This window comes from Acinetobacter johnsonii (assembly GCF_048551975.1).
GTDB classification, from domain to species: Bacteria; Pseudomonadota; Gammaproteobacteria; order Pseudomonadales; family Moraxellaceae; genus Acinetobacter; species Acinetobacter johnsonii_A.
Genome location: NZ_JBIMCF010000022.1, coordinates 21,680 through 48,326 on the forward strand (window position 1 = coordinate 21,680; position 26,647 = coordinate 48,326).

Annotated in this window: 23 protein-coding genes and 1 pseudogene; 12 read left to right on the plus strand and 12 right to left on the minus strand. The window is 41.6% G+C overall.

Annotated elements, in window-relative coordinates; genetic code table 11:
* Nucleotides 1-71 precede the first annotated feature (71 nt).
* The 4 genes from yidC to rpmH are packed head-to-tail and all read right to left on the minus strand — an operon-like array spanning nt 72 to nt 2,728.
* The gene (gene yidC / locus ACG9ZB_RS13755; RefSeq protein ID WP_419326325.1) at nt 72-1,835 is read right to left on the minus strand and encodes a membrane protein insertase YidC; all 1,764 of its coding nucleotides are present in this window, start codon (nt 1,833-1,835) and stop codon (nt 72-74) included.
* A 5-nt stretch (nt 1,836-1,840) separates the two neighbouring features.
* Nucleotides 1,841-2,161, minus strand: coding sequence for a membrane protein insertion efficiency factor YidD (gene yidD, locus ACG9ZB_RS13760; protein WP_004977726.1), 321 nt, complete (start codon nt 2,159-2,161; stop codon nt 1,841-1,843).
* A 9-nt stretch (nt 2,162-2,170) separates the two neighbouring features.
* Nucleotides 2,171-2,560 (minus strand): ribonuclease P protein component, encoded by a 390-nt coding sequence (rnpA, locus tag ACG9ZB_RS13765; protein ID WP_039890852.1) that lies wholly within the window; start codon nt 2,558-2,560, stop codon nt 2,171-2,173.
* A gap of 33 nt (nt 2,561-2,593) precedes the next feature.
* On the minus strand, nt 2,594-2,728 hold the full coding sequence (rpmH, locus tag ACG9ZB_RS13770; protein WP_000831329.1) for a 50S ribosomal protein L34: 135 nt from the start codon (nt 2,726-2,728) through the stop codon (nt 2,594-2,596).
* A gap of 672 nt (nt 2,729-3,400) precedes the next feature.
* Between rpmH and dnaA the strand changes: the two genes are divergently transcribed.
* From dnaA to ACG9ZB_RS13795, 5 genes are all read left to right on the plus strand, one after another.
* On the plus strand, nt 3,401-4,780 hold the full coding sequence (dnaA, locus tag ACG9ZB_RS13775; RefSeq protein WP_419326326.1) for a chromosomal replication initiator protein DnaA: 1,380 nt from the start codon (nt 3,401-3,403) through the stop codon (nt 4,778-4,780).
* 110 nt (nt 4,781-4,890) lie between these two features.
* Nucleotides 4,891-6,039 carry a DNA polymerase III subunit beta gene (gene dnaN / locus ACG9ZB_RS13780; protein WP_159127930.1) on the plus strand — a complete coding sequence of 383 codons (1,149 nt, stop codon included), beginning with the start codon at nt 4,891-4,893 and terminating at the stop codon, nt 6,037-6,039.
* Between the two features lie 15 nt (nt 6,040-6,054).
* Entirely contained in the window at nt 6,055-7,137 is a 1,083-nt protein-coding gene (gene recF / locus ACG9ZB_RS13785; RefSeq protein WP_419326328.1) for a DNA replication/repair protein RecF, read from the plus strand.
* A 52-nt stretch (nt 7,138-7,189) separates the two neighbouring features.
* Entirely contained in the window at nt 7,190-9,661 is a 2,472-nt protein-coding gene (gene gyrB / locus ACG9ZB_RS13790; RefSeq protein WP_419326330.1) for a DNA topoisomerase (ATP-hydrolyzing) subunit B, read from the plus strand.
* A 169-nt stretch (nt 9,662-9,830) separates the two neighbouring features.
* Complete coding sequence (locus ACG9ZB_RS13795; RefSeq protein WP_419326332.1) at nt 9,831-10,199, plus strand: hypothetical protein; 369 nt, start codon at nt 9,831-9,833, stop codon at nt 10,197-10,199.
* A gap of 638 nt (nt 10,200-10,837) precedes the next feature.
* Here the strand turns inward: ACG9ZB_RS13795 and ACG9ZB_RS13800 are convergent.
* Complete coding sequence (locus ACG9ZB_RS13800; protein WP_419326334.1) at nt 10,838-12,778, minus strand: ATP-binding cassette domain-containing protein; 1,941 nt, start codon at nt 12,776-12,778, stop codon at nt 10,838-10,840.
* 249 nt (nt 12,779-13,027) lie between these two features.
* Between ACG9ZB_RS13800 and ACG9ZB_RS13805 the strand changes: the two are divergent.
* The 4 genes and pseudogenes from ACG9ZB_RS13805 to erpA all read left to right on the plus strand — a co-directional run bounded on the left by ACG9ZB_RS13805 (nt 13,028) and on the right by erpA (nt 16,933).
* Nucleotides 13,028-13,980, plus strand: a pseudogene (locus tag ACG9ZB_RS13805) (putative solute-binding protein).
* 255 nt (nt 13,981-14,235) lie between these two features.
* Nucleotides 14,236-15,246: a putative solute-binding protein gene (locus ACG9ZB_RS13810; RefSeq protein ID WP_004697413.1), complete on the plus strand. Its 1,011-nt coding sequence runs from the start codon at nt 14,236-14,238 to the stop codon at nt 15,244-15,246.
* A gap of 231 nt (nt 15,247-15,477) precedes the next feature.
* On the plus strand, nt 15,478-16,479 hold the full coding sequence (locus tag ACG9ZB_RS13815; protein ID WP_419326348.1) for a putative solute-binding protein: 1,002 nt from the start codon (nt 15,478-15,480) through the stop codon (nt 16,477-16,479).
* Between the two features lie 118 nt (nt 16,480-16,597).
* Entirely contained in the window at nt 16,598-16,933 is a 336-nt protein-coding gene (gene erpA / locus ACG9ZB_RS13820; protein WP_004697409.1) for an iron-sulfur cluster insertion protein ErpA, read from the plus strand.
* Between the two features lie 61 nt (nt 16,934-16,994).
* Here the strand turns inward: erpA and ACG9ZB_RS13825 are convergent, their stop codons facing one another.
* The 5 genes from ACG9ZB_RS13825 to grpE all read right to left on the minus strand — a co-directional run bounded on the left by ACG9ZB_RS13825 (nt 16,995) and on the right by grpE (nt 22,026).
* Nucleotides 16,995-17,369, minus strand: a complete 375-nt coding sequence (locus ACG9ZB_RS13825) for a hypothetical protein (protein WP_419326336.1) — start codon at nt 17,367-17,369, stop codon at nt 16,995-16,997.
* A 114-nt stretch (nt 17,370-17,483) separates the two neighbouring features.
* On the minus strand, nt 17,484-18,395 hold the full coding sequence (locus ACG9ZB_RS13830; RefSeq protein ID WP_419326338.1) for a matrixin family metalloprotease: 912 nt from the start codon (nt 18,393-18,395) through the stop codon (nt 17,484-17,486).
* Between the two features lie 83 nt (nt 18,396-18,478).
* Nucleotides 18,479-19,303: an OXA-211 family carbapenem-hydrolyzing class D beta-lactamase gene (blaOXA, locus tag ACG9ZB_RS13835; RefSeq protein WP_419326340.1), complete on the minus strand. Its 825-nt coding sequence runs from the start codon at nt 19,301-19,303 to the stop codon at nt 18,479-18,481.
* Between the two features lie 114 nt (nt 19,304-19,417).
* A complete protein-coding gene (dnaK, locus tag ACG9ZB_RS13840) occupies nt 19,418-21,358 on the minus strand; it encodes a molecular chaperone DnaK (protein ID WP_419326341.1) in 1,941 nt (646 codons plus the stop codon).
* Between the two features lie 119 nt (nt 21,359-21,477).
* Nucleotides 21,478-22,026 carry a nucleotide exchange factor GrpE gene (grpE, locus tag ACG9ZB_RS13845; protein ID WP_058951459.1) on the minus strand — a complete coding sequence of 183 codons (549 nt, stop codon included), beginning with the start codon at nt 22,024-22,026 and terminating at the stop codon, nt 21,478-21,480.
* A gap of 921 nt (nt 22,027-22,947) precedes the next feature.
* Between grpE and ACG9ZB_RS13850 the strand changes: the two genes are divergently transcribed.
* Nucleotides 22,948-23,175 (plus strand): hypothetical protein, encoded by a 228-nt coding sequence (locus ACG9ZB_RS13850; RefSeq protein ID WP_039890835.1) that lies wholly within the window; start codon nt 22,948-22,950, stop codon nt 23,173-23,175.
* A 137-nt stretch (nt 23,176-23,312) separates the two neighbouring features.
* Here ACG9ZB_RS13850 and ACG9ZB_RS13855 read toward each other — a convergent pair whose 3' ends face one another.
* Nucleotides 23,313-23,861, minus strand: coding sequence for a hypothetical protein (locus ACG9ZB_RS13855; protein ID WP_419326342.1), 549 nt, complete (start codon nt 23,859-23,861; stop codon nt 23,313-23,315).
* Between the two features lie 198 nt (nt 23,862-24,059).
* Here ACG9ZB_RS13855 and ACG9ZB_RS13860 point away from each other — a divergent pair, with 198 nt between their 5' ends.
* Nucleotides 24,060-25,133, plus strand: a complete 1,074-nt coding sequence (locus ACG9ZB_RS13860; RefSeq protein WP_419326343.1) for an alpha/beta hydrolase — start codon at nt 24,060-24,062, stop codon at nt 25,131-25,133.
* A gap of 45 nt (nt 25,134-25,178) precedes the next feature.
* Here the strand turns inward: ACG9ZB_RS13860 and ACG9ZB_RS13865 are convergent, their stop codons facing one another.
* On the minus strand, nt 25,179-25,847 hold the full coding sequence (locus ACG9ZB_RS13865; protein ID WP_419326344.1) for an acetoacetate decarboxylase family protein: 669 nt from the start codon (nt 25,845-25,847) through the stop codon (nt 25,179-25,181).
* Nucleotides 25,848-25,943: 96 nt separating this feature from the next.
* On the opposite strand from ACG9ZB_RS13865, the gene ACG9ZB_RS13870 reads away from it, so the two are divergent.
* Complete coding sequence (locus tag ACG9ZB_RS13870) at nt 25,944-26,513, plus strand: peptidylprolyl isomerase (RefSeq protein WP_419326345.1); 570 nt, start codon at nt 25,944-25,946, stop codon at nt 26,511-26,513.
* The last annotated feature ends 134 nt before the right edge of the window (nt 26,514-26,647 follow it).

A 26,647-nucleotide genomic window follows, 5' to 3' on the forward strand; every position in this document is an offset into this window, starting at 1 on the left:
ACAATGAAAAATCCGCCTAAGATTACCATCTTAAGCGGATTTATTCAGCTTTTCGCGAAAAGTTGCCTCGATTAACTCGACGCACTTTCCTTATTCAAGCGGTCTTTTTCAACAGATTTGTTGATCAAGGTCTGCTGAATAATCGTGATACTGTTGTTGACAATCCAGTACAACACGAGACCCGCAGGGAAGAACAACATAAAGACTGTGAAAACAATCGGCATGATTTTGAAAACTTTCGCTTGCATTGGATCAGCCGGTTGGGGGTTTAAAGACTGCTGAATGAACATCGTTGCGCCCATTAACAGCGGTAAAATAAACCACGGATCCATCGCTGACAAATCTTGAATCCAAAGTAACCATGGCGCATGACGAAGCTCAACTGACTCCATCAACACCCAGTACAACGCAAGGAAGATTGGCATTTGTAATAACAATGGCAAACAACCTGCAAGCGGATTGACTTGTTCACGTTTATACAGTGCCATCATTTCTTGAGAGAAGCGCATGCGGTCTTCACCGAACTCTTCTTTCATACGCTGCATTTCAGGTGCAATGACACGCATTTTCGCCATTGAGCGATAGCTCTTAGACGACAATGGCCAAAGAATCAGTTTCACCAAGACCGTTAACAAAATAATTGCCCAGCCCCAGTTACCCACTAAACCGTGGAAGAACTCAAGACCCAAGAACAATAATTTCGCAATTGGCCATAACCAACCATAATCAACAGTTTGGTTTAAACCTGTTGCAAGCTCTTTCAGCTCAGATTGTACTTTAGGACCTGAATAGAAAGTCGCATCAATCTCAGCCACTGTACCAGCAGGCACAGTAATCGTCGGCGAAGTAAAACCAATGATATTCATATCATCCGTTGACTTACGCGACTCTAATTTCGCAACATAAGGTTGACCATTGGCTTGCGTCAATTTTAAGTCACCCGGAATCCAAGCACTCACAAAGTAGTGCTGAACCATAGCAACCCAGCCGCCTTTCGCTTCAACATTCAATTTTTCTTCATTGAAGTTAGCAAATTTAAGCTTGTTATAATGTTCTTCAGGCGAACCCCAAGCACCACCTAAGAAAGTGCCCAGCGTGAAAATCCCTTGATCCGATTTGCCTGGATCATCAGAGTTGTCACGTTTGAGTTGACCAAACATTTGACCCTGCCAGTTTTGGCCACTGCGGTTCACCACTTTATGGTTCACAACAACAGGATATTCACCTTGCTTAAAGGTAAAGGTTTTAATGATTTCCACACCATCAGCTGTTTTCAGCACCATCGGTACGGTTAACACTTTGATGCTTTTTCCATCTTCAGTTTGAACCGCTTTGGCATCATTCAATGTATAAGCAGATTTTTCAATCTCATACATTGGACGACCGCTACGGTTACTGTCTGGACCATTAAGACCAATTAAACCAGACTGCGCCACATAAGTACGTTTTGCATCACTTTCAAGCATGACAAATGCTTCGTTACTGTCTTTGCTCTTGTCATGGTTTAACAATTCAATACGAACAATATCACCACCTTTAGGATTAATCCAAAGATGATAAAGGTCAGTTTGTACTGAAATAAGTTTTTGATTTACAGATGCTTTTGCTTCTGTAGCTGGTTGCTGAGTCGCGATATTTGCTTGTGGCATATCAGACGCTGCTGAAGCCGTTTGAGCATTTGGCAAATCTGCAGATACTTCATGTGAAACTGCTGCAGCCTGTTGTGGCTGTGGCTGAGTTTCAGCATGTCCATAATCTTTTTGCCAAGCCAAAATGAGCAAATAAGCGACAACAAACATGGCCCCGAGAATGGCAAACCTGGCCCATTGTTGCATATCGATTACCCCAAGTGGTTAGAGTGATTTTGGTTCAAGAAACAATCACGAAAGGGTACAGCAACCAGATGCTTTTGAGAATCTATTTGCTGAAAAGAGATAAAACGAATCCTTTTGTTTGGAACAGGGTCATACCCCGATCCACCCCAAGGATGACAACGGCAAATACGTTTAGTAGCCAACCACACACCACGCACAGCACCATGTGTATGGACTGCTTCCAATGAATATTGAGAACATGTAGGGATATAACGACAACGCGGTCCAAGTAAAGGACTAATCGCAATTTGATAAAATCGAATTAACCAATGCAGTAACCGGACCATTGGCCATCTCTACTTTTGCAGGGAGGGAGCTATTTTTTGATGCTTTTTGGCAAGACGTTGTAATTTTTGCCAAGCAAATTGTAATTGCTGGTGCAACTCTGCATTAGGCACTGTTTCTATCCCCATTTTAGGCATAACCACAATATCTAAAGTTAATTGCTGTTGATGCAAGCGAAAACTTTCGCGAGCCAAACGTTTTACTCTATTTCTTTCGTGTGCACGACGCACTTTCTTTTTAGCAACAACAATACCCAAACGACTTTGAGGTTGTTCGGTCAGTTTTGCTAGAAATAAGAAATGGGGCTGATGCACTTTAAAAAGCGCACCATCGAAGACACTTTTATAATCGGCAGCACAGCGAATACGAACCTCTGTGCTGAAGCCATAAAGTGTAGTCATAACACCCAAAATCGTTTAAGCGTTAACTATTAATTAAACAGTTAAGCTGTGACGACCTTTTGCACGACGACGAGCTAATACTTGGCGACCAGCTTTAGTAGCCATACGAGCACGGAAACCATGAACGCGCTTACGCTTTAATTCAGATGGTTGGAATGTACGTTTCATATCGAAACTCCAAAAATGATCATTCAATGAAGGTTCGCGAGTTTAGTGTTCATTGCTTGAGCTGTCAATGGAAAACCGATTTTCTTGTGAAATTAAGCCTTTTTATTTGTAACAGCAGCTTGAGCTTGCTCTTTTCTCGATAAGTTTTAAACAACTGCACTTTTTTCTTATGCACAACCTAGATTATTGTTTATTAAAGTGATATAAGTTACCAACAAGATTACCAACATAATTATCCACAGGTCTTTAAATTCACTTGCTGCGCATGTTTTTAAATTTAAATTCGTTTTGGATCTTCAGTTATCCCCAGAAAACAGATCTCTTATAAATAAATTCAAATTTATAAATTTAAATTTATTATTATTAAGGTGGTCTTTTTCTGTGGAAATGACACTTTTTTAGTTATAAAACAATAAAATATAGTGTGGATAAGATTGTTTTTATAAAATTAATAGTTTGTGGATAACTTTGTGTTATATTCTATCCACAGTTTGCGGATAAACTTATCCACACCAGCATTTGAATTTAAATTTATTTTCATAAGCAGGCTTTTTGAGCAATATCTGCAGAATTTTCCATGACAGATGTGGATAACTTGGTTAGAATGGCGACCCGCTTCGGTGGGTACATAGTGTTTTTATTAATTATCGATGGAATGAATAGGGGTTTCACATGCTTTGGACGGACTGCTTAACTCGCTTGCGACAAGAGCTCTCTGGGAATGTCTTTACAATGTGGATACGCCCTTTAGTTGCAGAAGAGTTAAATGACACATTACGTCTTTATGCTCCCAATCCCTATTGGACACGTTACATTCAAGAACATCACCTAGAGTTGATTACAATTTTAGTGGAGCAGCTCTCTGAAGGGCGTGTACGTAAAGTTGAAATTTTAGTCGATTCACGCCCGGGTGCAATTTTATCTGCGAGTGAGCAACCTGCAACCACGACTGCAGCTTTAGAGTCTGCTCCAGTACCTGTTGTGCGTCCGAAAAAAGAAAAAGAAGAAGGGAATTCTAAAAACAGCCGTAAACGCCAGTTAAATCCTTTATTTTCCTTCTCACTTTTTGTGGAAGGTCGTTCAAACCAAATGGCTGCTGAAACGTGCCGTAAGGTTTTAACCCAGTTAGGTGCTTCTCAGCACAATCCCTTATTTTTATATGGCCCGACTGGTCTAGGTAAAACACACTTAATGCAAGCAGTGGGCAATGCCTTGTTACAAGCTAAACCGAATGCACGTGTCATGTATATGACTGCAGAAAGCTTTGTTCAAGATTTTGTTAGTTCTTTACAACAAGGCAAAGTGGAAGAATTTAAGAAAAATTGCCGATCTTTAGATCTATTGTTGGTCGATGATATTCATTTGCTGGCGGGTAAAGAGGCGAGTTTAGTTGAGTTTTTCTATACTTTTAACGCACTTTTAGACGAATCTAAGCAAATTATTCTGACCTCTGATCGTTATCCAAAAGAATTAACGGAATTGGATCCACGTTTGGTTTCACGTTTCTCTTGGGGCTTGTCGGTTGGAGTTGAGCCACCAGATATTGAAACCCGTATTGAAATTTTGCTGAAAAAAGCAGAAAGCAATGATGTGGAATTACCACGAAACTGTGCGTTATTTATTGCTCAACAGGTGGTTGCAAACGTACGTGAATTGGAAGGTGCGTTGAATAAAGTGGTGGCCATTTCACGCTTTAAAGGCACAGCGATTGATTTGGATGTTGTGCGTGAGTCTTTAAAAGACGTCTTGGCCATTCGTGCACGGACCATCAGTACTGAAAATATTCAACGTGTGGTGAGTGAGTACTTTAGAATCCCACTCAAAGAGTTGGTTGGGCCTAAACGGACCCGTATTTATGCTCGTCCCCGCCAATTGGCAATGGGCTTGGCACGTGAGTTAACGGGAGACAGTTTCCCTGAAATTGGTATGGCCTTTGGCGGTCGAGATCACAGTACCGTCATGCATGCTTGTGAAAAAGTTTTAAGTCTGCGCGATGAAGATGCGATCTTCAATGAGGACTATAAAAACTTGCAACGCTTGCTGCAAAGTTAAGCAAAATTGCTCAAATTCTATTCTTGCAATGCGGCATGTTGTGCCGCATAGTACACTGCTAAAAACACATTTATTTATTATTTTATCTTCAGTTTTTCGAGGAATGTATCGTGCGTTTAAAAATCGCGAAAGAAAGCTTACTTAATGTTCTATCACATGTCGTAGGAGCGGTTGAACGTCGCCATACTTTAAACATTCTTTCAAATGTTAAAGTGCAAGTGAGCCAAGCGTCGTTGACGATTACAGGTTCAGACTTAGAAGTCGAATTGGTTGCAAGCACCCCTCTTGCAGAAGGTGCGTGTTTACAAGCGGGTGAAACCACAGTTCCTGCGCGCAAGCTGATGGATATTTGCAAATCTTTACCGACTGCAGCACTGATAGACCTACAAATTACTGAAGATCAACGTTGTATTTTAAAGTCTGGTAATAGCCGTTTTGTGTTGGGGACTTTGCCGGCTGAAGATTACCCGTTATTGACCACAGAGAACACGCAAGGCACGCAAGTTGCAGTGACACAGCGTGAATTAAAGCGTCTATTTGAAAAAACTGCATTTGCTATGGCGGTGCAGGATGTGCGTTTTTATCTCACGGGAACCTTACTGGAAATTGATAATAATCAACTGCGTGCAGTGACCACAGACGGGCACCGTTTAGCTTTGTGTGAAACTGTTGCTAGCTCAAATGCCACTCAATTGATTCAAGCGATTGTTCCACGTAAAGCGGTGGGTGAACTACAGCGTTTATTGAGCATTGAAGATGAACAATTGGCGTTGTTAATCGGTCGTGAATTATTGAATGTGACCATTTCTATTGCCAGTCGTGACAAAGAACAAGGGGATACCACTGTTCGTTTCACCACAAAACTGATTGACGGTAAGTTCCCTGATTATCGTCGTGTGATTCCACGTGGTGGGGATAAAAATGTCTTAATTGCACATGATGTCTTTAAGCAATCTTTACAACGTGTTTCGATTTTAAGTAATGAAAAACTACGGGGTGTGTTCTTAAACTTTGCCGCAGACACTTTGCAGCTACGTGCCAATAACCCTGAGCAAGACGAAGCTGTAGAGGATTTGGCGATTCAATATAATAATGCGCCAATGGAAATGTCTTTTAATGCCCAATACATATTGGAAGTCTTAGGCGCATTGGATGGTGATGATGTGTCAATGACGATGACAGAAGCAAATCAATCGGTTCTAGTGCAAGACCCAGCTCATCAAGATCAGACCTATGTGGTCATGCCGATGCGTGTTTAAGCCCTAGGTTCAGGCATGCAAATCACGCGTTTAAACATCGAACGTGTTCGAAATCTCAGAAAGGTTGCTCTCCATGGATTGCAACCGTTTAATGTTTTTTATGGACAAAATGGTTCAGGTAAAACCTCAATTTTAGAAGCCATTCATCTACTTGCGACAGGACGTTCCTTTCGTACCCATATTCCAAAACACTATATTCAAACCGACACCCAAGACGCGATTGTCTTTGCCCAATCCAGTTCTGAAAAGATTGGGATGCAAAAGCTGTTGTCTGGTGAGCAGCTCATCAAGGTCAATGGCGACAACATTGCTACTCAAGGTCAGTTGGCTAAAATTCTTCCTTTGCAACTGATTGATCCGCAAAGTACCGATATTATTGATCATGGTGCCAAGCCTAGACGGCAACTATTAGATTGGCTGATGTTCCACGTGGAACCTGAGTTTTATCATGCATGGCAATATTATTCACGGGCATTAAAACAGCGTAATAGTTTACTAAAAACACGACGGAATCTAAGCCTGGCAGATTTGGAGCCGTGGAACAAAATGCTTGGTGATTATGGTGAAATGTTGCATTCACAGCGCGTCAGCATTGTGGAACAGTGGAAGAGCTTTTTTGAGCAAGATTTAAAACACCTGCTGCCTGATATCGAGGTTCAGTTAGAATATAGCCCTGGCTTTCATACCGAGTTGGGGTTACTGAATGACCTGCAAAATCACCATCAAAAAGACCTTGAGCGGCGCTATACCGAGTATGGTCCACACAAGGCAGATTTACGTTTAAAAACAAGCCTTGGCGATGCCGATGTCGTACTGTCACGTGGACAAAAAAAGCTGTTAATCATAGCCTTAAAATTGTCACAGATTGCAATGCTACACGCTTGTAATAAGGAAACTGTGGTATTATTAGATGATCTGACAGCAGAATTAGATTTAACAGCACAACAACGTTTAATTGAGCGATTGAGCCAACTGGGTAGTCAAGTTTTTATTACCACTTTAGAGTATGAATCAGTCAAAAATCACTTACATGATTTATCTATTTCTTATCAATTATTCTGTGTTGAAAACGGTCAAGTTCAAGTTGTCGCACAATGATTTTAGATTTTACCCATCACGGGATAGACCTATTTTTCGCTAGGGAGAAACCATGAGTTCAGAAGATCAACAAGCTGCTTCTCAAACGGAACAAACCACAGAAAAAGCTTATGATTCCTCTAGTATCAAAGTATTACGTGGATTGGACGCAGTACGTAAACGTCCGGGTATGTATATTGGTGATACGGATGATGGTTCAGGCTTACACCATATGGTGTTTGAGGTGGTGGATAATGCGATCGATGAGGCGCTTGCAGGTCACTGTGATGAAATTTTGGTGACGATTCACGAAGATGAATCTGTAAGTGTATCGGACAATGGGCGCGGTATTCCGACCGATATTCACCCTGAAGAAGGGGTTTCTGCCGCAGAAGTGATTTTGACCATTCTGCACGCGGGTGGTAAGTTTGATGACAATAGCTACAAGGTTTCAGGTGGTCTACATGGTGTAGGCGTATCAGTTGTGAATGCCTTGTCACGTAAGTTGGAATTGACCATTCATCGTGCAGGTCATATTCATCAACAAGAATATAAACACGGTGATCCTGTTTACCCACTGACTGTTGTGGGAGATACGGATACGACAGGAACAACTGTCCGTTTTTGGCCAAGTGCTGAAACTTTTAGCCAAACCATTTTCAATGTTGATATTTTGGCGCGTCGTTTACGTGAATTGTCTTTCTTAAACGCGGGCGTGCGCATTGTTTTGCGTGACGAGCGTATTCATGCAGAACATGTGTTTGACTACGAAGGCGGTCTGTCTGAGTTTGTGAAATATATTAACCAAGGCAAAACCCATCTGAATGACATTTTCCATTTCACCGTACAGGCTGAAAATGGCATTGGTGTTGAAGTGGCGTTGCAGTGGAATGATACCTATCAAGAAAACGTACGTTGCTTTACCAACAACATTCCACAAAAAGATGGTGGAACGCATTTAGCAGGTTTCCGTGCGGCATTAACGCGTGGTCTAAACAGCTATATGGAAAACGAAAACTTACTCAAAAAAGAGAAAGTAGCAGTTTCTGGTGATGATGCACGTGAAGGTTTAACTGCGATTGTTTCAGTGAAAGTGCCTGATCCAAAATTCTCTTCACAAACCAAAGAAAAGTTGGTTTCCAGTGAAGTGAAACCTGCGGTTGAACAGGCAATGAACAAATCATTCTCTGAATATTTGCTTGAAAACCCGCAAGCTGCAAAATCGATTGCGGGCAAAATCATTGATGCGGCTCGTGCTCGTGATGCAGCACGTAAAGCGCGTGAAATGACGCGTCGTAAAAGTGCGTTAGATATTGCAGGCTTACCAGGTAAGCTCGCGGATTGCCAAGAAAAAGATCCAGCATTATCTGAATTGTATCTCGTCGAGGGTGACTCTGCAGGCGGTTCAGCTAAACAAGGTCGTAACCGTAAGATGCAAGCGATTTTACCGTTGAAGGGTAAAATCCTAAACGTGGAACGTGCGCGTTTTGACAAGATGATTTCATCTCAAGAAGTCGGCACGCTGATCACGGCATTGGGTTGTGGAATTGGTCGTGAAGAGTACAATCCGGACAAATTGCGTTATCACAAAATCATCATCATGACCGATGCTGACGTGGATGGTTCGCATATTCGTACCCTATTGTTGACCTTCTTCTTCCGCCAAATGCCTGAGTTGGTGGAACGTGGTTATATCTATATCGCTCAGCCACCACTGTATAAGCTGAAAAAAGGCAAGCAAGAGCAATATCTGAAAGATAATGATGCGCTTGAAACCTATTTAATTTCAAACGCGATAGATGAGCTTGAATTGCATATTAGCGATGCTGCACCAGCAATCCGTGGTGAAGCTTTAGCGAATGTGATTGCGGACTATCAAACGTCTCAGAAGAGCTTACAGCGTTTAACTGTACGTTATCCTGCCAGTGTCTTAGATGCGTTGATTTCGGTTGAAGGCTTTAAACTTGATCAAAACCACGACCGAGCTTATGTCGAGCAGTGGGCTGAGCAAGTGCGCAGTGCTGTGGCAGAGATTCAACCGAGCTTGCGTCCTGAGTTAAGCTTAGAAATGTTTGAAAAAGAACTGGCGGATGGTCAAAAGATCGAAACTTACTTACCTCGTATCACCATCTATGTACACAATCTGCCGCACAGCTATTTATTAGATGCAGGTTTATTGGGTTCTGGTGAATATGCGCGTTTGTTGAAAAACTCTAAGAGTTGGTTCACATTGTTGGAAGATGGCGCATATCTACAAAAAGGTGATCGCAAGATTGCAGTCACTAACTTCCATCAGGTATGGCAGCATATTTTGTCTGATTCACGTCGTGGCATGATGATTCAACGCTATAAAGGTTTGGGTGAGATGAATGCGGAGCAGCTTTGGGAAACTACCATGGATCCTGAAAACCGCAACATGTTGCAAGTTACCATTCAGGACGCGATTGAAGCTGATCGTATGTTTTCTTGTTTGATGGGTGATGATGTGGAGCCACGTCGTGCATTCATTGAAGAAAATGCACTGAATGCGGACATTGATGCCTAAGCGCTTTACAAAATAAGCCAAAAAAGCACCCTACGGGGTGCTTTTTTTTACAGAATTTTTCATGCTTTTGAATAAAATATAAGCAGTGCACACTGTTATTAAACTGACTTATAGCGATGTCATGATGTGAGTATCAAGTCTTTTACACAGTGCAAAATGTGAGGTCATTATGATGGATAACCAACTAGAACAAGTACGCGATATTTGGGTAAATGCATTTTTTACGGGCAATTATGAAGTTTTAGCTCAATATGAAGATGAGCATTTTAAAGTGGTCTATGAGGAAGCTGATCGTGTAGAGAGTAACTATACCCGCTATGAAAAGATCGCACATGCTGTGAAAAATGGCGTTTGGAAACCTCAAAAACCCGACGTCGAATTTGAAGAATTTGAGTTTAACCGTGACCAAACACGCTGTCAGGTCTTGATCGGTTTGGTTGAAAATCGCCAACAAATTGAAGAAACATGGGTCTTTGATCAGGGATGGAAAATACAAGAATTACGCTTTTTAAAGGCGCAAAGAGCTTTATTAAATTAAGGAAAAAGAACGCGAAAAAGAGAATCGATTTGCCTAAAACAACTGGATAAATAAACAGCGCTGGCCTGTGGATAAATAAAAATAGCACTTTATATTAGCTGCTAAAATACGTATAATTTTATCCACAGCTGCTTTAAGTGTGGTCTTTAAATTTAAAACCCTGCCTTATTTTTAAATTTAAATCAGATCTTTTAAATTTATTCCCTCTTTTTAAATTCAAAACTTGTTGTGTTGAAAGGTGCATGCCTGAGCATGATGGATATTCGCTGTCTGTTGTAAAGGTTATATTTGGCTTTAAGCTGTCAAATTTACTGGAATAGGGCTGTATATAGTTGAGTATTCAATTAATTAAGCTGAATTAAACAATCTAATTTTTGCTTTTTAAGAATATCTAAACAATAAAAATCAATTAATTTATCGCTTAATTTATTAAGAAATAATTTTAATTTCAATAACTTATGAATTATAAAAATGCTCAGACTAATTGAGTGCATTTCCTATTGAGTTATATGCATAGACCGAAAAGGTACGTTTTTCAAGATCGATTGGTGTTGCAGCAAAGTAAATCAATCAAAATGGTTAAGACATAAAAATGCCCGCCATGCATAAACAGAGCGGGCAGGGTGTATGAGGAAAGATTATTCGTTTTCGAATGAGCTTTCGAGTTCTTCAAGTTCCATCATCAGCTCTAGCATTTGTTCTTCTGCTTCACTGACTTGGCTTTTAAGTTCGGTTTGCTCATTCATCAGTTTCATGAGTTCATCTTTGCGTGCAGCATCATATAGGCCAGCATCACCGAGTAAACGTTCAATGTCGACTAAACGTGGCTGGTGTTTTGCCAGTATGCTTTCACATTTTTCGATATTTTTACGAATCGGACGCGTTTGTTCACGGCGCTGTGCGGCCAATTTACGCTGCGCTTCTTTATCAACCTTTGAAACGATGGTTTTTTGAGTGCTGACTTTAGATACGATCGGCGCTACGATTCCGCCTTTTTTAATCATCTCTAGGCGCGCTTGACGTAACCAGTTGGCATAATCGTGAAGATCGCCTTCAAATTCGATGGATTTTCCAGCGTGGACTAAAATGAGGTCATCGCACACGCTGGCAATCAGTTGGCGTTCGTGTGAAACCAAGACCACTGCACCTTCATAGTCTTGTAAAGCCATGGTCAGGGCATGGCGCATATCTAAGTCTAAATGGTTGGTCGGTTCGTCTAGAATCAACACATTGGGACGTAACCACACGATTAAAGCCAATGCCAAACGCGCACGTTCACCACCTGAAAAGCTCTCACAAGGGGTATCCATTCGTTCGCCACTAAAGCCGAAACTGCCTAAAAAGGCACGTAAGGTCGCTTCACTGATTTTTTTATCCGCAATTCGTGCCAATTGCAGCATTGGGCTGGCCGATTCATCCAGTGAATCCATTTGATGCTGGGCAAAATAACCAATATTCAACAGTTCGGAAGCTTTGCGCTGTCCTGCGAGTAAAGGTAAATCACCAACCAAGGATTTGATTAAGGTTGATTTACCTGCACCATTCATCCCCAATAAGCCAATTCGGCTCGTCGGGGTGATTTGTAGGTTGATATTGGTTGCAATCAGTTTATCGCCATAACCAATATCAGCCTGCTCTAGAGTGAGCAGTGGCGAACTCATTTTGGTGGGTTCACGGAAGCTAAAGGTAAACGGGGTATCGACATGCGCAGGGGCAAGTAGTTGCATCCGTTCCAGTTGTTTAATTCGGCTTTGTGCCTGACGCGCTTTAGTGGCTTGGGCTTTAAAACGATCAATATATTTTTGAATATGTGCCCGTGTTTCGAGCTGCTTTTCATAGGCTTGTTGTTGTTGTGCCAAACGTTCTGCACGAGTGGTTTCAAAGGTAGAATAGTTGCCGCTATAGAGGGTGAGTTCTTGATTTTCGATATGCAAAATACGGTTGGTAATGGCATCTAAGAAATCGCGGTCATGCGAAATTAAAATCAGGGTACCCGTATAGGCATTCAACCAATCTTCTAACCATAAAATAGCATCGAGATCTAAGTGGTTGGTCGGTTCATCGAGTAATAATAGATCCGAACGGCTCATCAGGGTACGTGCTAAGTTTAAACGCATCCGCCATCCACCAGAGAAACTCGAAACCAAAAGTTGGTTTTGATGTTCCATAAAACCCAGACCCGCCATAAGCTGAGCGGCTTTAGCAAGTGCCGAATAACCGTTAATTTCGTCGAATCGGCCATGTAAATCGGCCAGTTCAGTGTCAGTTAATTGTTCAGGATGGTTGAGCTGTTGTTGAATGTTCCAATACTCTTCATCACCAGTCAGGACGAAATCAATCGCAGCCATATCTAAGGCTTTTACTTCCTGCGCCATGTGCGCCACTGTCCATACGGCAGGGCGGCTTAGGGTGCCATCATCAGGACCGATTGAGCCTAAGAGCGCAGCAAACAGGGTTGATTTTCCAGCACCATTGACACCGGTGAGACCAACTTTCCAACCCGGATGGATTTGCATGGAGGCTTTTTGAAATAACACTCGTCCACCACGGCGCAATGAAACTTGATCAAGCTGAATCATGGAACTATCAAATATCAGAAAAAGGTGCGCCTATTCTAATGGATGCGTCAGCAAAAGACTAAACATTCAAAATTTATCTGAACTGAAATCTTGAATAGTTACTTTTAAGGGGAGGATGAAGCCATTTGACCTGTATTGAGGAATAGCACACAGATATATTTTCCCAGTAAAACAAAAAATGAATTTATAATATTGAAAATAAAAGGATTTTTTATTTTATCGACGCTAGCACTGTGCGGCTTCTCAAGTATGGTGCAAGCGAAGCAGCAGGTGTGTGTCTTCGACGTGCTGGGTAAAGCAGGGGAATCTTATAAATTCTTAGAAGAATGGGCTTTGGTCAGTAAAAGATGGGGGGCACAGGTACAATTCATTTCCTTTCAGGACGAAGACTTGGCCGATAGAGCCTTTCAAAATGATAAATGCGATGCGGTGTATATGACCTCAATGCGCGCTCACTTATAATAAGTTCGCAGGTTCGATTGATGCCTTAGGCGGGGTGCCAAGCAATAAAATTGCACAAAAGGCCGTGGAGTATGTGTTGGATCTTAGAAACCCCAAGCGTATGACCACCACATTACAAGGTGAAAACTATGAAGTGGCTGGTATTGGCTTGATTGGTTCAGCATATATTTTTGTAAAAGACCGAAGTCTAAATACCATCGAAAAAGCACAAGATAAAAAATTTGCCATTCTGCATTATGACCGGGCCCAACGGGTGATGGTAGAGCGAGTGGGCGCTGTACCTGTGATGTCGGATATTTCCAATTTTATAAAAAAGTTTAATACAGGCGAAGTCGATGTGGTTGCTGCACCTGCATATGCCTATAAACCCTTAGAAATTGAAAAAAGGTCTAGGCTCTAAAGGGGCTATGCTTAACTTTCCCGTAGTCAATGTCACTGCAGATTTAATAGTCAGACCCGAGCGTTTTCCTACTCAATTTGGCGAGCAATCACGGCAATGGTTTTTACAAAAAATTCCGCAATCCTTTGCCATGGTGCATCGACTTGACGCTGCCATTCCCAGTAAAATCAAAATGCAACTCAGCAAAGAAGACAAAGAAAAATATCAGCGCTTGCTACGGGAAGGGTGCATTGATTTAACCAAACAAGGGGGCTATGACCCAGGCATGATGCGCGTGTTGAAAAAAGCCCGTTGTACGGTTGAACGCACCAATTTTGAATGTTCATTGGGCGGTGAATAAGGCGAAAATCTGTATTTCTTTGTAATATTAAGCATCATTCATGTAAAACGGATGATGCAGGGTTTTTATTTTAATATGATGAATTTAAAATGCTTTTAATAATCCTGTGAAAATAAAAAATGAGAGAAAAGAAAAAAATTTGCCCAATTGACAATAATTCTTGAGTAAATGCTCTATTTTTTTAATTTTAACTTGCTTAATATTTTGCATGTGTATGGACACCTGTCAAACAACAAAACCAACAAGGACACAAGAATGAAAAAATTAACCCTCGCACTCGCTGCTTTTTCTGCTTTGGGTGTGGCGTCGACAGCACAAGCGGCCAAAGTGGACATCTGTGTATTTGACTTGCTTGGCAAATCTGGTGAGTCGTATCAAATGGCGCAAGAATGGGCTTTGGCGGCAAAAGGCTGGGGGGCTGAAATTAATTTAATCCCTCGTCAAGATGAAGCCGTGGCCGACAACGATTTTAAAGCAGGTAAGTGTGATGGTGTGTTTATGACCGCTATGCGTGCACGCCAGTACAATAAATTTGTCGGTTCTATTGATGCTTTGGGCGGAGCGCCAAGCAATGCCATTGCACAACGTGCAATTACTTTTGCATTGGATCAGCGTAATGCGGCCAAAATGGTGACCAATCTTGGAGGTAAAAAATATGAAGTGGCAGGGATTGCACCTTTAGGTTCAGCTTTTATTTTTGTACGCGATAAAAGTATTAATTCCATTGAAAAAGCGGCAGGTAAAAAGTTTGCAGTCTTGGGCTATGACGATGCCCAAAAAATCATGGTACAACGCGTCGGTGCGCAAGCGGTGATTTCCGATGTGTCTAACTTTGTAGCGAAGTTTAATAATGGTCAAGTTGATATGGTCGGGGCACCGGCTTACGCCTATAAGCCCCTAGAAATTTATAAAGGTTTAGGCACGAACGGCGCCATGTTTAACTTCCCTGTACTACAAGTGACAGCTGACTTTGTGATTCGCCCAGATCAATTCCCCGCAGGCTTTGGACAAAAATCGCGAGATTGGTTTGTGAAAAACCTACCGAAAAGCATCGCGATGATTGGTCGTTTAGAAGCAGGCATTCCTGCAAAATACAAAATGAATCTTACAGCAGAAGACAAAACCAAATATCAAAAAATGTTGCGTGATGGTCGGATGGATATGACCAAACGAGGCATTTATGATCCAGCAATGATGTCGGTGTTGAAAAAAGCCCGTTGCTCGGTGGATAAAGCCAACTTTGAATGCTCACTGGGCGGTGAGTAATTTTCTGAATGGGATCAAAGAAAGTTCAGTTTAAATTGGGCTTTCTTTTTTGCTTTTAATCGACCGATTTAAATGGTCTTGAAGCTGCTAATTTGTATAGCGCGTAGGAAATGAGTGGTTTTGAACCGAGTGAAGTGCCATTCGGGGCATTAAAAAATAACAAAGAGCACAAGTGAATGGCTCATCACAATAAACAACAATAAGTCTAAAGGAAGATGTATGAAACAGTGGATGAAAAGCCTGAGTGTTGGGACATTAGTCATTTCTGCAACAGCGATGGCACAGGCCAAACAAGTAGTTTGTGTATTCGACTTGGTCGGTAAAAATGGTGATGTGTATAGCCTGATGAAAGATTATCAGTTGGCGGCTAAAAACTGGGGCGCGGATATTGAACTTCGGGTCGGACAAAATGAAGCCGTGATTGCTGAGGATTTTAAAGCAGGAAAATGTGATGCCATTAGTGTTACAGGCATGCGCGGGCGTCAATTTAATTCGTTTACAGGCTCACTCGACGCAATTGGTGCGATTCCCGATCTCAATTTAGCTGTTAAAGTGATGCAAGGCTTGGCCAGCCCAACTTTTGCTAAACATATGGTCAATGGCAAGTACGAAGTGGCAGGTGTGATTCCTGTGGGGGATGCTTTTTTAATGGTGAATGACCGTAGCATCAATACCGTAGCGAAAGCTGCAGGCAAGAAAATTGCGGTTTTAGACTATGACCAAGCGCAAAAAGTCATGGTTCAACAAATTGGTGCACAAGCTGTGAGTGCTGATGTCACGAACTTTGGTGCAAAGTTCAATAACGGTCAAGTCGATATTATTGGTGCACCTGCAGCGGCTTTTAAGCCCTTAGAGTTACATAAAGGCTTGGGGACGAAAGGGGCGATTGTAAATTATCCGATTTTACAGGTCACAGGTAATATCATCATTCGTCCGGATAAATTTCCTGCAGGTTATGGACAAAAATCACGAGAATGGGTCAAAGGCCAGCTGCCGCGTGCATTCGGCATCTTGGGTAAAATGAAAGCCGAAATTCCGCAAAAATATTGGATGCAGGTGCCTGCTGCAGATCAACCCGGTTATCAAAAGATGATGCGGGAAGCACGAATTGATCTCACCAACCGCGGTATTTACGATAAGCGAATGATGAAACTGTTATGGCAATTCCGTTGTAAGCAAGCGGCGAAAAACTTTGAATGTGGACTACAGGATGAAAATTACAAACAATCTTGAGAAAATTAGTCTGATTTGACTTTAAATATTCAAATAGGGACCATATATTGAGTATGCTATACTCGAAATATGGTCTTTTTGATTTGAAAGACAGCTGAACCGAACTGAGGAATCTAAGATGAATGCCCAAGCACTTGAACTAAGCGACAATGCCGCAAATAAAGTACGTCAATTACGCGACAGTGAAGGTAATCAAGATTTAATGCTTCGTGTATATGTCACGGGCGGTGGTTGTTCAGGTTTTTCTTATGGTTTTAACTTTGCTGAAAACCAAAATGAAGACGACGCAGAATTTATCAATGGTGATGTGAAAATGTTGGTTGACTCATTGAGTTATCAATATTTGGTCGGTTCAGTGGTGGATTATATTGAAGGTTTAGAAGGTTCACGTTTCATTGTGCAAAACCCAAATGCAACAACGACCTGTGGTTGTGGTTCATCTTTCTCGATCTAAACCTGATCTGATTAAAAAAGCCCTCATGATGAGGGCTTTTTTTATGTGCAATCATTCGCTTTCAATCGAGTTTAATCGCATCGAGTAAGTCAAAAATAATCGTGGTGACATCTTGGCTTAAGTCACGGTTATTAAAAATTTCATAGGCGGTAATGGTGACATCGGTGTCACTCGGTAACAGTTTCTGTTCTTCTTCAATCAAATCATTGATCGGTAAAAGCGTCTGTTTAACTTCCAGATGTAAAACATCCTTAAACTCTAAATTTTCATCTTCAAGTTCTAACAGCTGCTCGTTAAAATAGGGCAATAGAATAGAATGGAGATAAGGTTGAATCTCAACAATATCAAAGATTTCGATATCACGAGTTTCTTCAATCGTACTGATGTGGTCATTTACTTCGATTAAGATATGGTAGTAACTCACATTCGTCTCCAAAGCTTCTAGTGGATATTCAATTATTTACAATAACACGAACCCGAGTCAAGATGTGCTGTGATTGTATTTCATACACATATTAAAATTAGGGGATTTTTTTAGCAATTCATCATTTCAACGGGCATTAAACAATGCAATATCGGCACTTTTTAAACGGAAATGCTGCATATCTTGCTCTTCTAGCATTGGGTACATCAGGGCTTTCGGATCATTATGATGTTTCATTCCGAGGGCATGGCCAAATTCATGCGCTAAAGTCAGACGTAAGTCTTCTTTGGACTCAAACTCATAAATATGAATTTCACGCCCATTAAACAGGCCTTTATCAAATAGACGGGGTTGAAAGCGCTGGTTGAACTGGTCGATGGCCAGATTATGGCCTTGATCCAAACGATTCAGCTCATCCACCTTTTGATTGTAGGCATTTACTTGCAGGTTAAAGCTGGCAATTTGTTGGTCTAAAACGTGTTGCTGTTGACGCAGCTGCGCCAAACTCTGTTGTACGGCTGCTTGCTGCGAAGCAGGGACTCCGCCGTGCTGGTTATACTGACGGATCATGGCATTATAGTTTTGGCTAAGGTCTTGTAGACTCTGTTTTTGCATATCTAAGGCCCCTGAGTGGCGTGCCAGATTTTGCTGCATGGCTTTGAGTTCATTATTTTTTTGATTCAGCCCGTGTTCATTTTGTGTCAGTTTAGACAGTTGATCACGGCGTTGTACCGACTCATCTTGACGCTGGTCATAAATGAGTCGAATACTGAACCGAGCATTGGGGTCATAGACAAAGTAGTCTTGGCCCAAACCCTGCTTCCAAATATCCGTGGCTTGCTGGCTAATGTACTTTAACTCATGTTCACTGAGACCAAAACGCGGATCGACTTCCGCAATACGATAACGAATACGCTGATCGAATGGATGGGTGAGTCGATCCAGCAGTGGATTGAGACGCAGCTGGGGCTGTTGCATATTTTGATACAGAATCAATCCTAAAAAGCTCAGTAAAGCAAACAAGAGACTTTGACGCATATTTCATTCATATATCTTTATTTTTAGCTACTTTAGCGTAAAAAATACCTTTGCAATATAAAAAATGCGTCTTCTCTATGGGCTTAAATTATTCCCAGTGCTGTCAGATTTTGTTTGACCAGTTGCTCACGCACGCTGGCTGAAATCCCTGTTTTCATATGCATATTCAAAGCAAAATACGCTTTTTCACCTGTTGAAGTTTCGACCCAGCCTGCCCACCAGCCCACTTGCGGTTCTAGGTCCATGCCCCAACCAGATTTGGCATAGAGTTTATAATTCGGTTTTTGTTCAATCAGCAGCATGTCTTGTACTGCATGTTGTACATCGGGTTTAAAAGCGAGTTGTGTATTGGCCAGCTTCTCTACAAAAAGGACTTCTTGAACAGGCGTAATTTGTAGTGGACCGACTAACCAAAAATTATCGACAACGTTGCCAATCTGTTGATTGCCATATCCAATGCGCTGCACTTCTTTTTTCATCAGGTCTAGGCCAATGCGCCGTGCTAGCTCCTGATAAACGGGAACGGCAGATGCTTGCATGGCTTGCCCTAAAGTCATGTCCTTTTCCCAAGCAGGGAAGCTGCGCTTTTGACCATCCCATTTAAATACCTCGGTGCTGGTTGCTTTACCATGTTCTAGTCCGATTAAGGCATTCAGCATTTTAAAGGCAGAGGCGGGTACATAGGGTGTCTGAGCACGGCTCAAGTCATTGCCGTAGCTGTGTAAGCCATACTTATCCTTAATGACAATCACCCCAGTGGTTTGGAGTTGATCGAAGCCCTGTTGGATCTGCTGCTGCGCACTTTGTTGCTGTTGGTTTTTAGCTGTTTCTACGGAGGGGCTTATTGTTGTACATGCGGAACCGAAGGTTGTAATGAGGACGATGAGTCCCAACTGTATAGTTTTCATGGGTGGCTAAGATCTAAATTTTTTATCAGCCTAAGGTAAAAGTGGAATGTGAAACAACAATATTGAGATAATAAAAAACCGCGCTTTCGCGCGGTTTTTTATTAAAGAGACAAATTATTTTTTGTCATCTTTTACTTCAGTGAACTCAGCATCTACAACGCCATCGTCCGCTTTTTGTTGTTGACCAGCGTCACCACCGAATGCATTCGGATCGAAACCTTCAGCACCGCCTTGACCTTGCGCAGCTTCATAAGCGCGTTGCGTAATCGGCATGATGATGTTTTGAAGTGCTTCAGTTTTCGCTTTGATATCTTCTACATCATTTTCTTTAGTCGAAGTTTCAAGCTCAACAACAGCAGTTTCAACAGCAGTTTTTTCGTCAGCAGTTACTTGCTCGCCTAGATCTTTCACTGCTTTTTGAGCAGAAGATACCAATGCATCCGCTTCGTTACGTGCTTTCGCAAGTTCTTCGAACTTACGGTCTTCTTCAGCATTCGCTTCAGCATCTTTGATCATTGCTTCGATTTCAGCATCAGACAAACCTGAGTTTGCTTTAATCTGGATTGATTGCTCTTTACCAGTGCTCTTATCTTTAGCCGATACTTTTAAGATACCGTCAGCGTTAATGTCGAACGATACTTCAATTTGTGGCACACCACGTGGAGCAGGTGGAATGTCGCCCAATTGGAAGTTACCTAACAATTTGTTTTGCTGTGCCATTTTACGTTCACCTTGGAACACAGAAATGTCTACAGCAGGTTGGTTGTCCGCAGCAGTTGAGAACACTTGAGATTTCTTCGCAGGAATCGTGGTGTTTTTCTCAATAATTGCTGTTAACACGCCACCCATGGTTTCGATACCAAGTGTCAACGGAGTAACGTCAAGAAGAAGTACGTCAGTTTTGTCACCAGACAATACCGCACCTTGAATTGCAGCACCCATTGCTACCGCTTCGTCAGGGTTCACGTCTTTACGTGGTTCACGGCCGAAGAACTCTTGTACTTTTTGTTGTACAAGTGGCATACGAGATTGACCACCCACCAAGATTACGTCAGAGATGTCGCTTGTTGAAAGACCAGCATCTTTAAGCGCAATGCGGCAAGGTTCGATTGTACGTTCAACTAAATCAGCCACTAAACCTTCAAGTTTTGCACGTGTTACGTTAATCACTAAATGTTTAGGACCAGTAGCATCAGCCGTGATGTACGGAAGGTTAATTTCAGTTGCATTTGATGAAGAAAGCTCGATTTTTGCTTTTTCAGCTGCTTCTTTCAAACGTTGTAATGCAAGTGGATCTTGTTTCAAGTTGAAGTTTTGTTCTTTCTTGAACTCTTCAACCAAGAACTCGATTAAAGCGTTATCGAAGTCTTCACCGCCAAGGAAAGTATCACCATTGGTTGATAACACTTCAATTTGTTGGTCGCCATCAAGATCAGCGATTTCAATGATAGATACGTCAAAAGTACCACCACCTAAGTCATAAACTGCAACTTTACGGTCGCCTTCTTTTTTGTCCATACCGAACGCAAGTGCAGCAGCCGTTGGTTCGTTGATGATACGTTTAACTTCTAAACCTGCGATTTTACCCGCATCTTTAGTTGCTTGACGCTGTGCATCGTTAAAGTAAGCAGGAACGGTAATCACCGCTTCAGTTACTGTCTCACCTAAGTAATCTTCTGCAGTTTTCTTCATCTTTTTCAAGATTTCAGCAGAGATTTGTTGTGGTGCAAGTTTCTTGTCGTTTACTTCAACCCAAGCATCACCATTGTCAGCTTTGATGATTTTGTAAGGGACAAGACCGATGTCCTTTTGAACTGCTTGGTCTTGATACTTACGACCGATCAAACGTTTGATTGCGAATAATGTGTTTTTAGGGTTAGTCACTGCTTGACGTTTTGCAGACTGACCCACCAAGATTTCGCCATCTTTATACGCAATAATCGATGGTGTTGTACGTGCACCTTCAGCGTTGTCGATCACTTTAACTTTGTCGCCTTCAAGTACAGCGACGCAAGAGTTTGTTGTACCTAAGTCAATACCAATGATTTTAGCCATTTGGATGATTCCTCAAAAATTTTTGCAATGTTTTTGCTTGTTATTCGATATGAGAGCCGTTCAATTTTTTTCAAGTGATAATCAAGAAAAAATTTTACAAACTCTCGAATTTATAGAGTTTATGCGCCAACCATGACCATTGCTGGACGAAGCAAACGACCATTTAAGGTATAACCTTTTTGTAATACCGTTCCGATCTCGTTGGCTTTCGCATTTGGATCAATCCCGACTGCTTGATGCAAGTCCGCATTGAAACCATTTGCTGTATCAACTGCGACCACACCAAATTTTTCCAGTGCAGTCAGTAGCGATTTCAACGTTAGTTCCACACCTTCAAACATTGGTGTTTTTTCCTCACCCGATGCGCTAAGGGCACGTTCTAAATTATCCACTGAGTCCAGTAACTCTTTTGCGAATTTTTCGAGAACGGTGTCTTTATGCTTATCGGATTCACGTTGAATACGCTCTACACTTTTTTGTGCTTCGTATACAGCATTTGCAGTGCGTGCTTTTTCAAGCTTTAGGCTTTCTTCAAGATTGGTAATTTGAGCTTGTAAATCCTCAACTGAAACTTCAGCTTGCTCCGTTTCAGCTTGAGTTTGCGCTGTTTGTGAATCCGCTTGCTCTTGCCCTAGATCTTGAGCTTCTTGATTGTGCTCAGTCGCCATTGATTTACTCCGTTTAAATGGGTTCTTAAACATGTACAGTCCTTCAGGCATCAGTGTTAACTGGGTTAATCTGAACTGCCATGCGTCATTGAATTCAGGATTACTACAAAAGGTCGGGGCAAGAGCCAAAAATTCAAGCGGCTTCAGTGATTAATTCATTTATTTTTGGTAAAAATTTGCTGAAATCAGGCTTTCTAGGTGCTTATTCTGTGCAAAGGTCCATTTCCAATCCTGCTTGAGTTTTTTATGTTGACAAAGGCTAATCGTTACATTGAATTATTTTAATTAAATTTATCTGTTTTACTAATTTTTCGCTTGACCACATAATGAGTTCATCAGCGGTGATCATACTTTGTGGAGAGAGTAAAGTATGGTGACTGCGACCTATTTGCATAGCTTGGGGAAACCCTCTTAATTTAGAGATTTAGGTTTTTGAATAGTACGTCTCCCAAAAGTACTCTATTCGGTGCAAAGGTATAATGCTGTCAGAGTGATTCGAGCTTTGCACTCAAAATTCGATTTTAAGGATCTGGTTTCTTTATTTTTGTATGCTTTCTCGAGCTTAATCTACCTTGGATTAAGCTTTTTTTTGCTTCAACTTTAAAAATAACATTATTTAATCGTGTATCAGCATACAAGAGTTCTGCAATACTGAAGAGTTGATTGTGTAAGCATAGAGTTCCTATTTATGCTGCTCACCGAAGAAAGAAATAATGCAGAATCAGCATATTAACTTGAGCTGCTGTGGAGATGTAGTCCTAAGGCGGTATTTGTACCCAATTAATAAAAAATTGCACAAGTTGTACTCGAGTCTGCAAAAACTACAACTCAGCACGTGTGTAAAAGTTTTCGGATTTGACAAAGATAGGCAGCGCAAAGTTTGGCTTTGCTATTTTGTATAACGTAAAAGGAAATGAAAGAATGTTAAATAAGAAAACTGCATTATTGTCTCTAGCGCTTTTAGGTTCAGCATTTGCCATTGTGGGCTGTAGCTCAAATGAAACCAATACAGCGCCTGAGTCCGCTCAAGTGACCACTGCACCGGATGCAACAGCAACCGTTGAGGGGAGTGCTGGAGTCGAGGTTCAAGCAGATCCTGCGGCTCAGATTGAACCCATCCAATCTACACCTGCGACCACACAACAATAAAGCTTAAAAGAGAACTTCTCTTACATTCGCTTTGTTAAAGACCTTCACAGGATGCCGTGAAGGTCTTTTTTTTAAGGGTAAATAATTAGAAGCTGTTCAGCCGTGTTATTTCATCAGTCTGATGTACGATGACGATTTTATCGTTCTTGACGTGAGTTATCCCAACCTTTGTTTTGATCGCGGCGTTGATCATCGGGACGTTGCTTACGATCCTTATGGGATTGTTTGCGTCGATCTTCAGTCCGTTGATGCTCTTGCTCACGACGTTTGCGTTCGGCATTTTGTCGTTGCTGACCCTCAGCATCATAACGTTTACGTTCTTGGTTTAATCGCTCTTGATCACGCTTTTTCTGTTGCCAGTCGTGATGACGTTGGTTAGCGATCCGTTTGCGCTCAGCTTCAATACGTTGCCGTTCTTGTTCGCGGTTTTGGCGTTCCCATTCAGCATGTCTTTGGCGGTTTCGGTCTGCCTCGCGACGTTCGCGTTCGATACGGTTTTGTCGTTGTTGGTATTCCCAACGTTGGCGTTCTCGTTCACGTTCATAGCGATCATGTTGGTCGTAGCGTCGATCATCATAATCATAGCGGTGGTCGTAGCGTCCGTCATAATAGCCATCCTCAGGAAAAGCCACACAACCAACAAACAAGGTGCTGATGAGCGAGAGGAATATTATTTTTTTAGTCATGGCAGGTCTCCTTCATAAAACGGAGTAGCAAAACACTCCTAAATCGGCATAAAAATTGTCAATGACAAGCTCTTAAAAGAAGATTAGCGTATAGGGCGTATTGCTATGTATCTTGATGTGAAGACTTATATAAGAGAATGGTCACATAAGTGATGATCATGTAGAGAATATGAAGAACGATAAAAGGATATTATTGATATGGGCGTGTTGAATCAAACTTTACAACAATGGATGGAACAAGGCCAAGGCACTGCGGCACGTATGATTGATCGCTTACCGACAGTAGCACAAGAAGGCCTGGTGAAAGCACTAGGTTATCCTCACCAGTTTGAACAACTGGACCCCTTTATTAAATGCTTAATGGCGGCTCAATATAAGCAAGGCAAATCGGGCTTTATTTTTGAAGACTACCACCGTTCGCGTAAATTGTTTGATAATCAAATTCAAATGTTGACCGCCAAACCCAGCACGGTAAAACAAGTGGAGGATTTACGTCTACCTTTACAAAGTGGAACTGTGTTTGCGCGGCATTATCATCCTGCACCGAATAAGAAACTTCCGATGCTGGTGTTTTATCATGGCGGCGGCTTCGTGGTCGGCAGTCTCGACAGTCATGATGAAGTCTGTCGCTTACTGGCGATCCATGCCAAAGTGCAGGTGCTCAGTATTGACTATCCTTTGGCGCCAGAAGTTGGCCCGAATTTATTAATTCAATCTTGTGAAGATGCTTTGGCTTGGGTCTATCAAAACCGTCGTCAGTTCAAAATTTTGAAAAATCGAATTGCGGTGGTTGGCGATAGTGCCGGTGGTAATATCAGTGCCGTGGTGGCGCAGCGAACTGCTGCAAAAGCTTATGCGCCAAGTGCACAACTGTTAATTTACCCCGTGGTCGATTTCAAAAGTCGCCATCCATCGTTCTTTGCTTATAAAGATGGACTGACCTTAACGGGGCAAGATGTCGATAGAGTGACGTCGTTGTATGCTGAACAACATCAGGTAGCACTGGATGATCCTATTGTTTCGCCGACTTATGGTGTATTAAAAAGTGTCGCACCCGCTTTTGTCATCACCGCAGGTCATGATTTATTACATGATGAAGGTGAAATTTATGCCATCAAATTAAAGCAGCAGGGCAATAAGGTTTATTATCAGAATTATCTAGATCAACCCCATGGGTTTGTGAACTTCACCATCATTTCTCGTCGAGCAAAAAAAATTACCATAGAAATGGCAAAGGATTTTAGAAAATTTTGGGATAAGAATGCCAAATAAAAAGCATGAATTTTAAAAAGAATGTTTCACGTGGAACATTGTTTTTTATTTAGAGCGGATTTTGGCTTCTGGAAAAACGAGCTGAAAGCTCGGGAGATAAAAACTTTGTAGAGCCTTGGCTTGGCCAAAGTCTGGAAAGAGAGTGGTATGGTTTTGCCATTCAAATTTTTTCAGTTTCATTAGCTTTGCGCGAAACTGTGGAGAAAACTCATAACGTTGACCTTGCCATGCTTGCTGTATTTTGAGCATAGAACGTGGAATGTGATGACTATTAATATAAAACGGACGTGCCTTTTTGCACTGGGTGAGTGTTAAACACAGGGTTTGGTCTTGAGTGCTGAGTTGACATTGTGTTGTTTCGTGCTGCGTATGCCAGTCAAACTGAGCGAACTCTTTCGGAATACCCCAAAGTTGTTGACCATGTTCAACTGAAATCTGTGTAGACACATAAATTTTAGGAATCGAACTTAAACGCCGTTTGCTCAGTAAAGGATGGTCGAGTAAAAGTAGTTCATCATAAGGTCCAACAGGAGATTGATGATAACGCACCAACATGACTTGAACCACACGACCAATCGGGGACGGGGCAATACGAAACGCTTTATATTGTCGAATAAATTGCGGACTAATCCAATAATTCAAAATAAAGGCTTCATCTTGTAAATGCCAAGGTGGAAATTGACTCAATTGAGACAGGGCTAAAGCTTCATTCATCGTTATTCTCGTTTTCTTAGAAGAAGTAGTGTTTTATTTATACTGAACGATTAATATACCGAAATCTAATAACATCTAAATGCTGTGAGTAACGAAATGTTAAAGAAGAGTTTAGTTGCAGTGGCGGCTACATGTATGAGTATGGCGGTCATGGCAAATAACACGATTGTTGAAATGAAAACATCAATGGGCAACATCGAAATTGAACTGTTTAATGATAAAGCACCCATCTCAGCAAAAAACTTTGAAGACTATACGAAAGCTAAGTTTTATAACGGCACGATCTTTCATCGCGTCATTCCGGGTTTTATGGTGCAAGGTGGGGGCATGACTGCGGACCTGATAGAAAAACCAACACGACCAGCCATTCAAAATGAATCAAGTAATGGTCTATCGAATAAACGTGGCACTTTGGCGATGGCACGAACCAACCTACCGCATTCTGCAACCAGTCAGTTCTTTATTAATGTGGTGGATAATAACTTTCTAGATAGAAGTACCAATAACGCAGGTTATGCGGTTTTTGGTCAGGTCACTAAAGGTATGGATGTGGTAGATAAAATCACTAAAGTACCGACAGGACGTGCAGGGCCACATCAAGGTGTACCGAAACAACCTGTTAAAATTCTCAGTGTGAATATTAAAGCAGCAGCAGTGCAAAAGTAATGAAAAAAGAGAGCAGAAATATTAAATTTATATTTCTGCTTTAAAATTATTGGGTTAGGTGTGTGGTTGCATGTTTTTGAACCTTTTTAGTGCATAAAAATACAACACCCGATAAAACAACCAGTTAAAAGCAC

What these genes read in the sequence shown, in the direction of transcription:
- yidC (WP_419326325.1), bottom strand. Translation starts at nt 1,835, where the DNA reads ATGCAACAATGGGCCAGGTTTGCCATTCTCGGGGCCATGTTTGTTGTC.
- yidD (WP_004977726.1), bottom strand. Translation starts at nt 2,161, where the DNA reads ATGGTCCGGTTACTGCATTGGTTAATTCGATTTTATCAAATTGCGATT.
- rnpA (WP_039890852.1), bottom strand. Translation starts at nt 2,560, where the DNA reads ATGACTACACTTTATGGCTTCAGCACAGAGGTTCGTATTCGCTGTGCT.
- rpmH (WP_000831329.1), bottom strand. Translation starts at nt 2,728, where the DNA reads ATGAAACGTACATTCCAACCATCTGAATTAAAGCGTAAGCGCGTTCAT.
- dnaA (WP_419326326.1), top strand. Translation starts at nt 3,401, where the DNA reads ATGCTTTGGACGGACTGCTTAACTCGCTTGCGACAAGAGCTCTCTGGG.
- recF (WP_419326328.1), top strand. Translation starts at nt 6,055, where the DNA reads ATGCAAATCACGCGTTTAAACATCGAACGTGTTCGAAATCTCAGAAAG.
- gyrB (WP_419326330.1), top strand. Translation starts at nt 7,190, where the DNA reads ATGAGTTCAGAAGATCAACAAGCTGCTTCTCAAACGGAACAAACCACA.
- ACG9ZB_RS13795 (WP_419326332.1), top strand. Translation starts at nt 9,831, where the DNA reads ATGATGGATAACCAACTAGAACAAGTACGCGATATTTGGGTAAATGCA.
- ACG9ZB_RS13800 (WP_419326334.1), bottom strand. Translation starts at nt 12,778, where the DNA reads ATGATTCAGCTTGATCAAGTTTCATTGCGCCGTGGTGGACGAGTGTTA.
- ACG9ZB_RS13810 (WP_004697413.1), top strand. Translation starts at nt 14,236, where the DNA reads ATGAAAAAATTAACCCTCGCACTCGCTGCTTTTTCTGCTTTGGGTGTG.
- ACG9ZB_RS13815 (WP_419326348.1), top strand. Translation starts at nt 15,478, where the DNA reads ATGAAAAGCCTGAGTGTTGGGACATTAGTCATTTCTGCAACAGCGATG.
- erpA (WP_004697409.1), top strand. Translation starts at nt 16,598, where the DNA reads ATGAATGCCCAAGCACTTGAACTAAGCGACAATGCCGCAAATAAAGTA.
- ACG9ZB_RS13830 (WP_419326338.1), bottom strand. Translation starts at nt 18,395, where the DNA reads ATGCGTCAAAGTCTCTTGTTTGCTTTACTGAGCTTTTTAGGATTGATT.
- blaOXA (WP_419326340.1), bottom strand. Translation starts at nt 19,303, where the DNA reads ATGAAAACTATACAGTTGGGACTCATCGTCCTCATTACAACCTTCGGT.
- dnaK (WP_419326341.1), bottom strand. Translation starts at nt 21,358, where the DNA reads ATGGCTAAAATCATTGGTATTGACTTAGGTACAACAAACTCTTGCGTC.
- grpE (WP_058951459.1), bottom strand. Translation starts at nt 22,026, where the DNA reads ATGGCGACTGAGCACAATCAAGAAGCTCAAGATCTAGGGCAAGAGCAA.
- ACG9ZB_RS13850 (WP_039890835.1), top strand. Translation starts at nt 22,948, where the DNA reads ATGTTAAATAAGAAAACTGCATTATTGTCTCTAGCGCTTTTAGGTTCA.
- ACG9ZB_RS13855 (WP_419326342.1), bottom strand. Translation starts at nt 23,861, where the DNA reads ATGACTAAAAAAATAATATTCCTCTCGCTCATCAGCACCTTGTTTGTT.
- ACG9ZB_RS13860 (WP_419326343.1), top strand. Translation starts at nt 24,060, where the DNA reads ATGGGCGTGTTGAATCAAACTTTACAACAATGGATGGAACAAGGCCAA.
- ACG9ZB_RS13865 (WP_419326344.1), bottom strand. Translation starts at nt 25,847, where the DNA reads ATGAATGAAGCTTTAGCCCTGTCTCAATTGAGTCAATTTCCACCTTGG.
- ACG9ZB_RS13870 (WP_419326345.1), top strand. Translation starts at nt 25,944, where the DNA reads ATGTTAAAGAAGAGTTTAGTTGCAGTGGCGGCTACATGTATGAGTATG.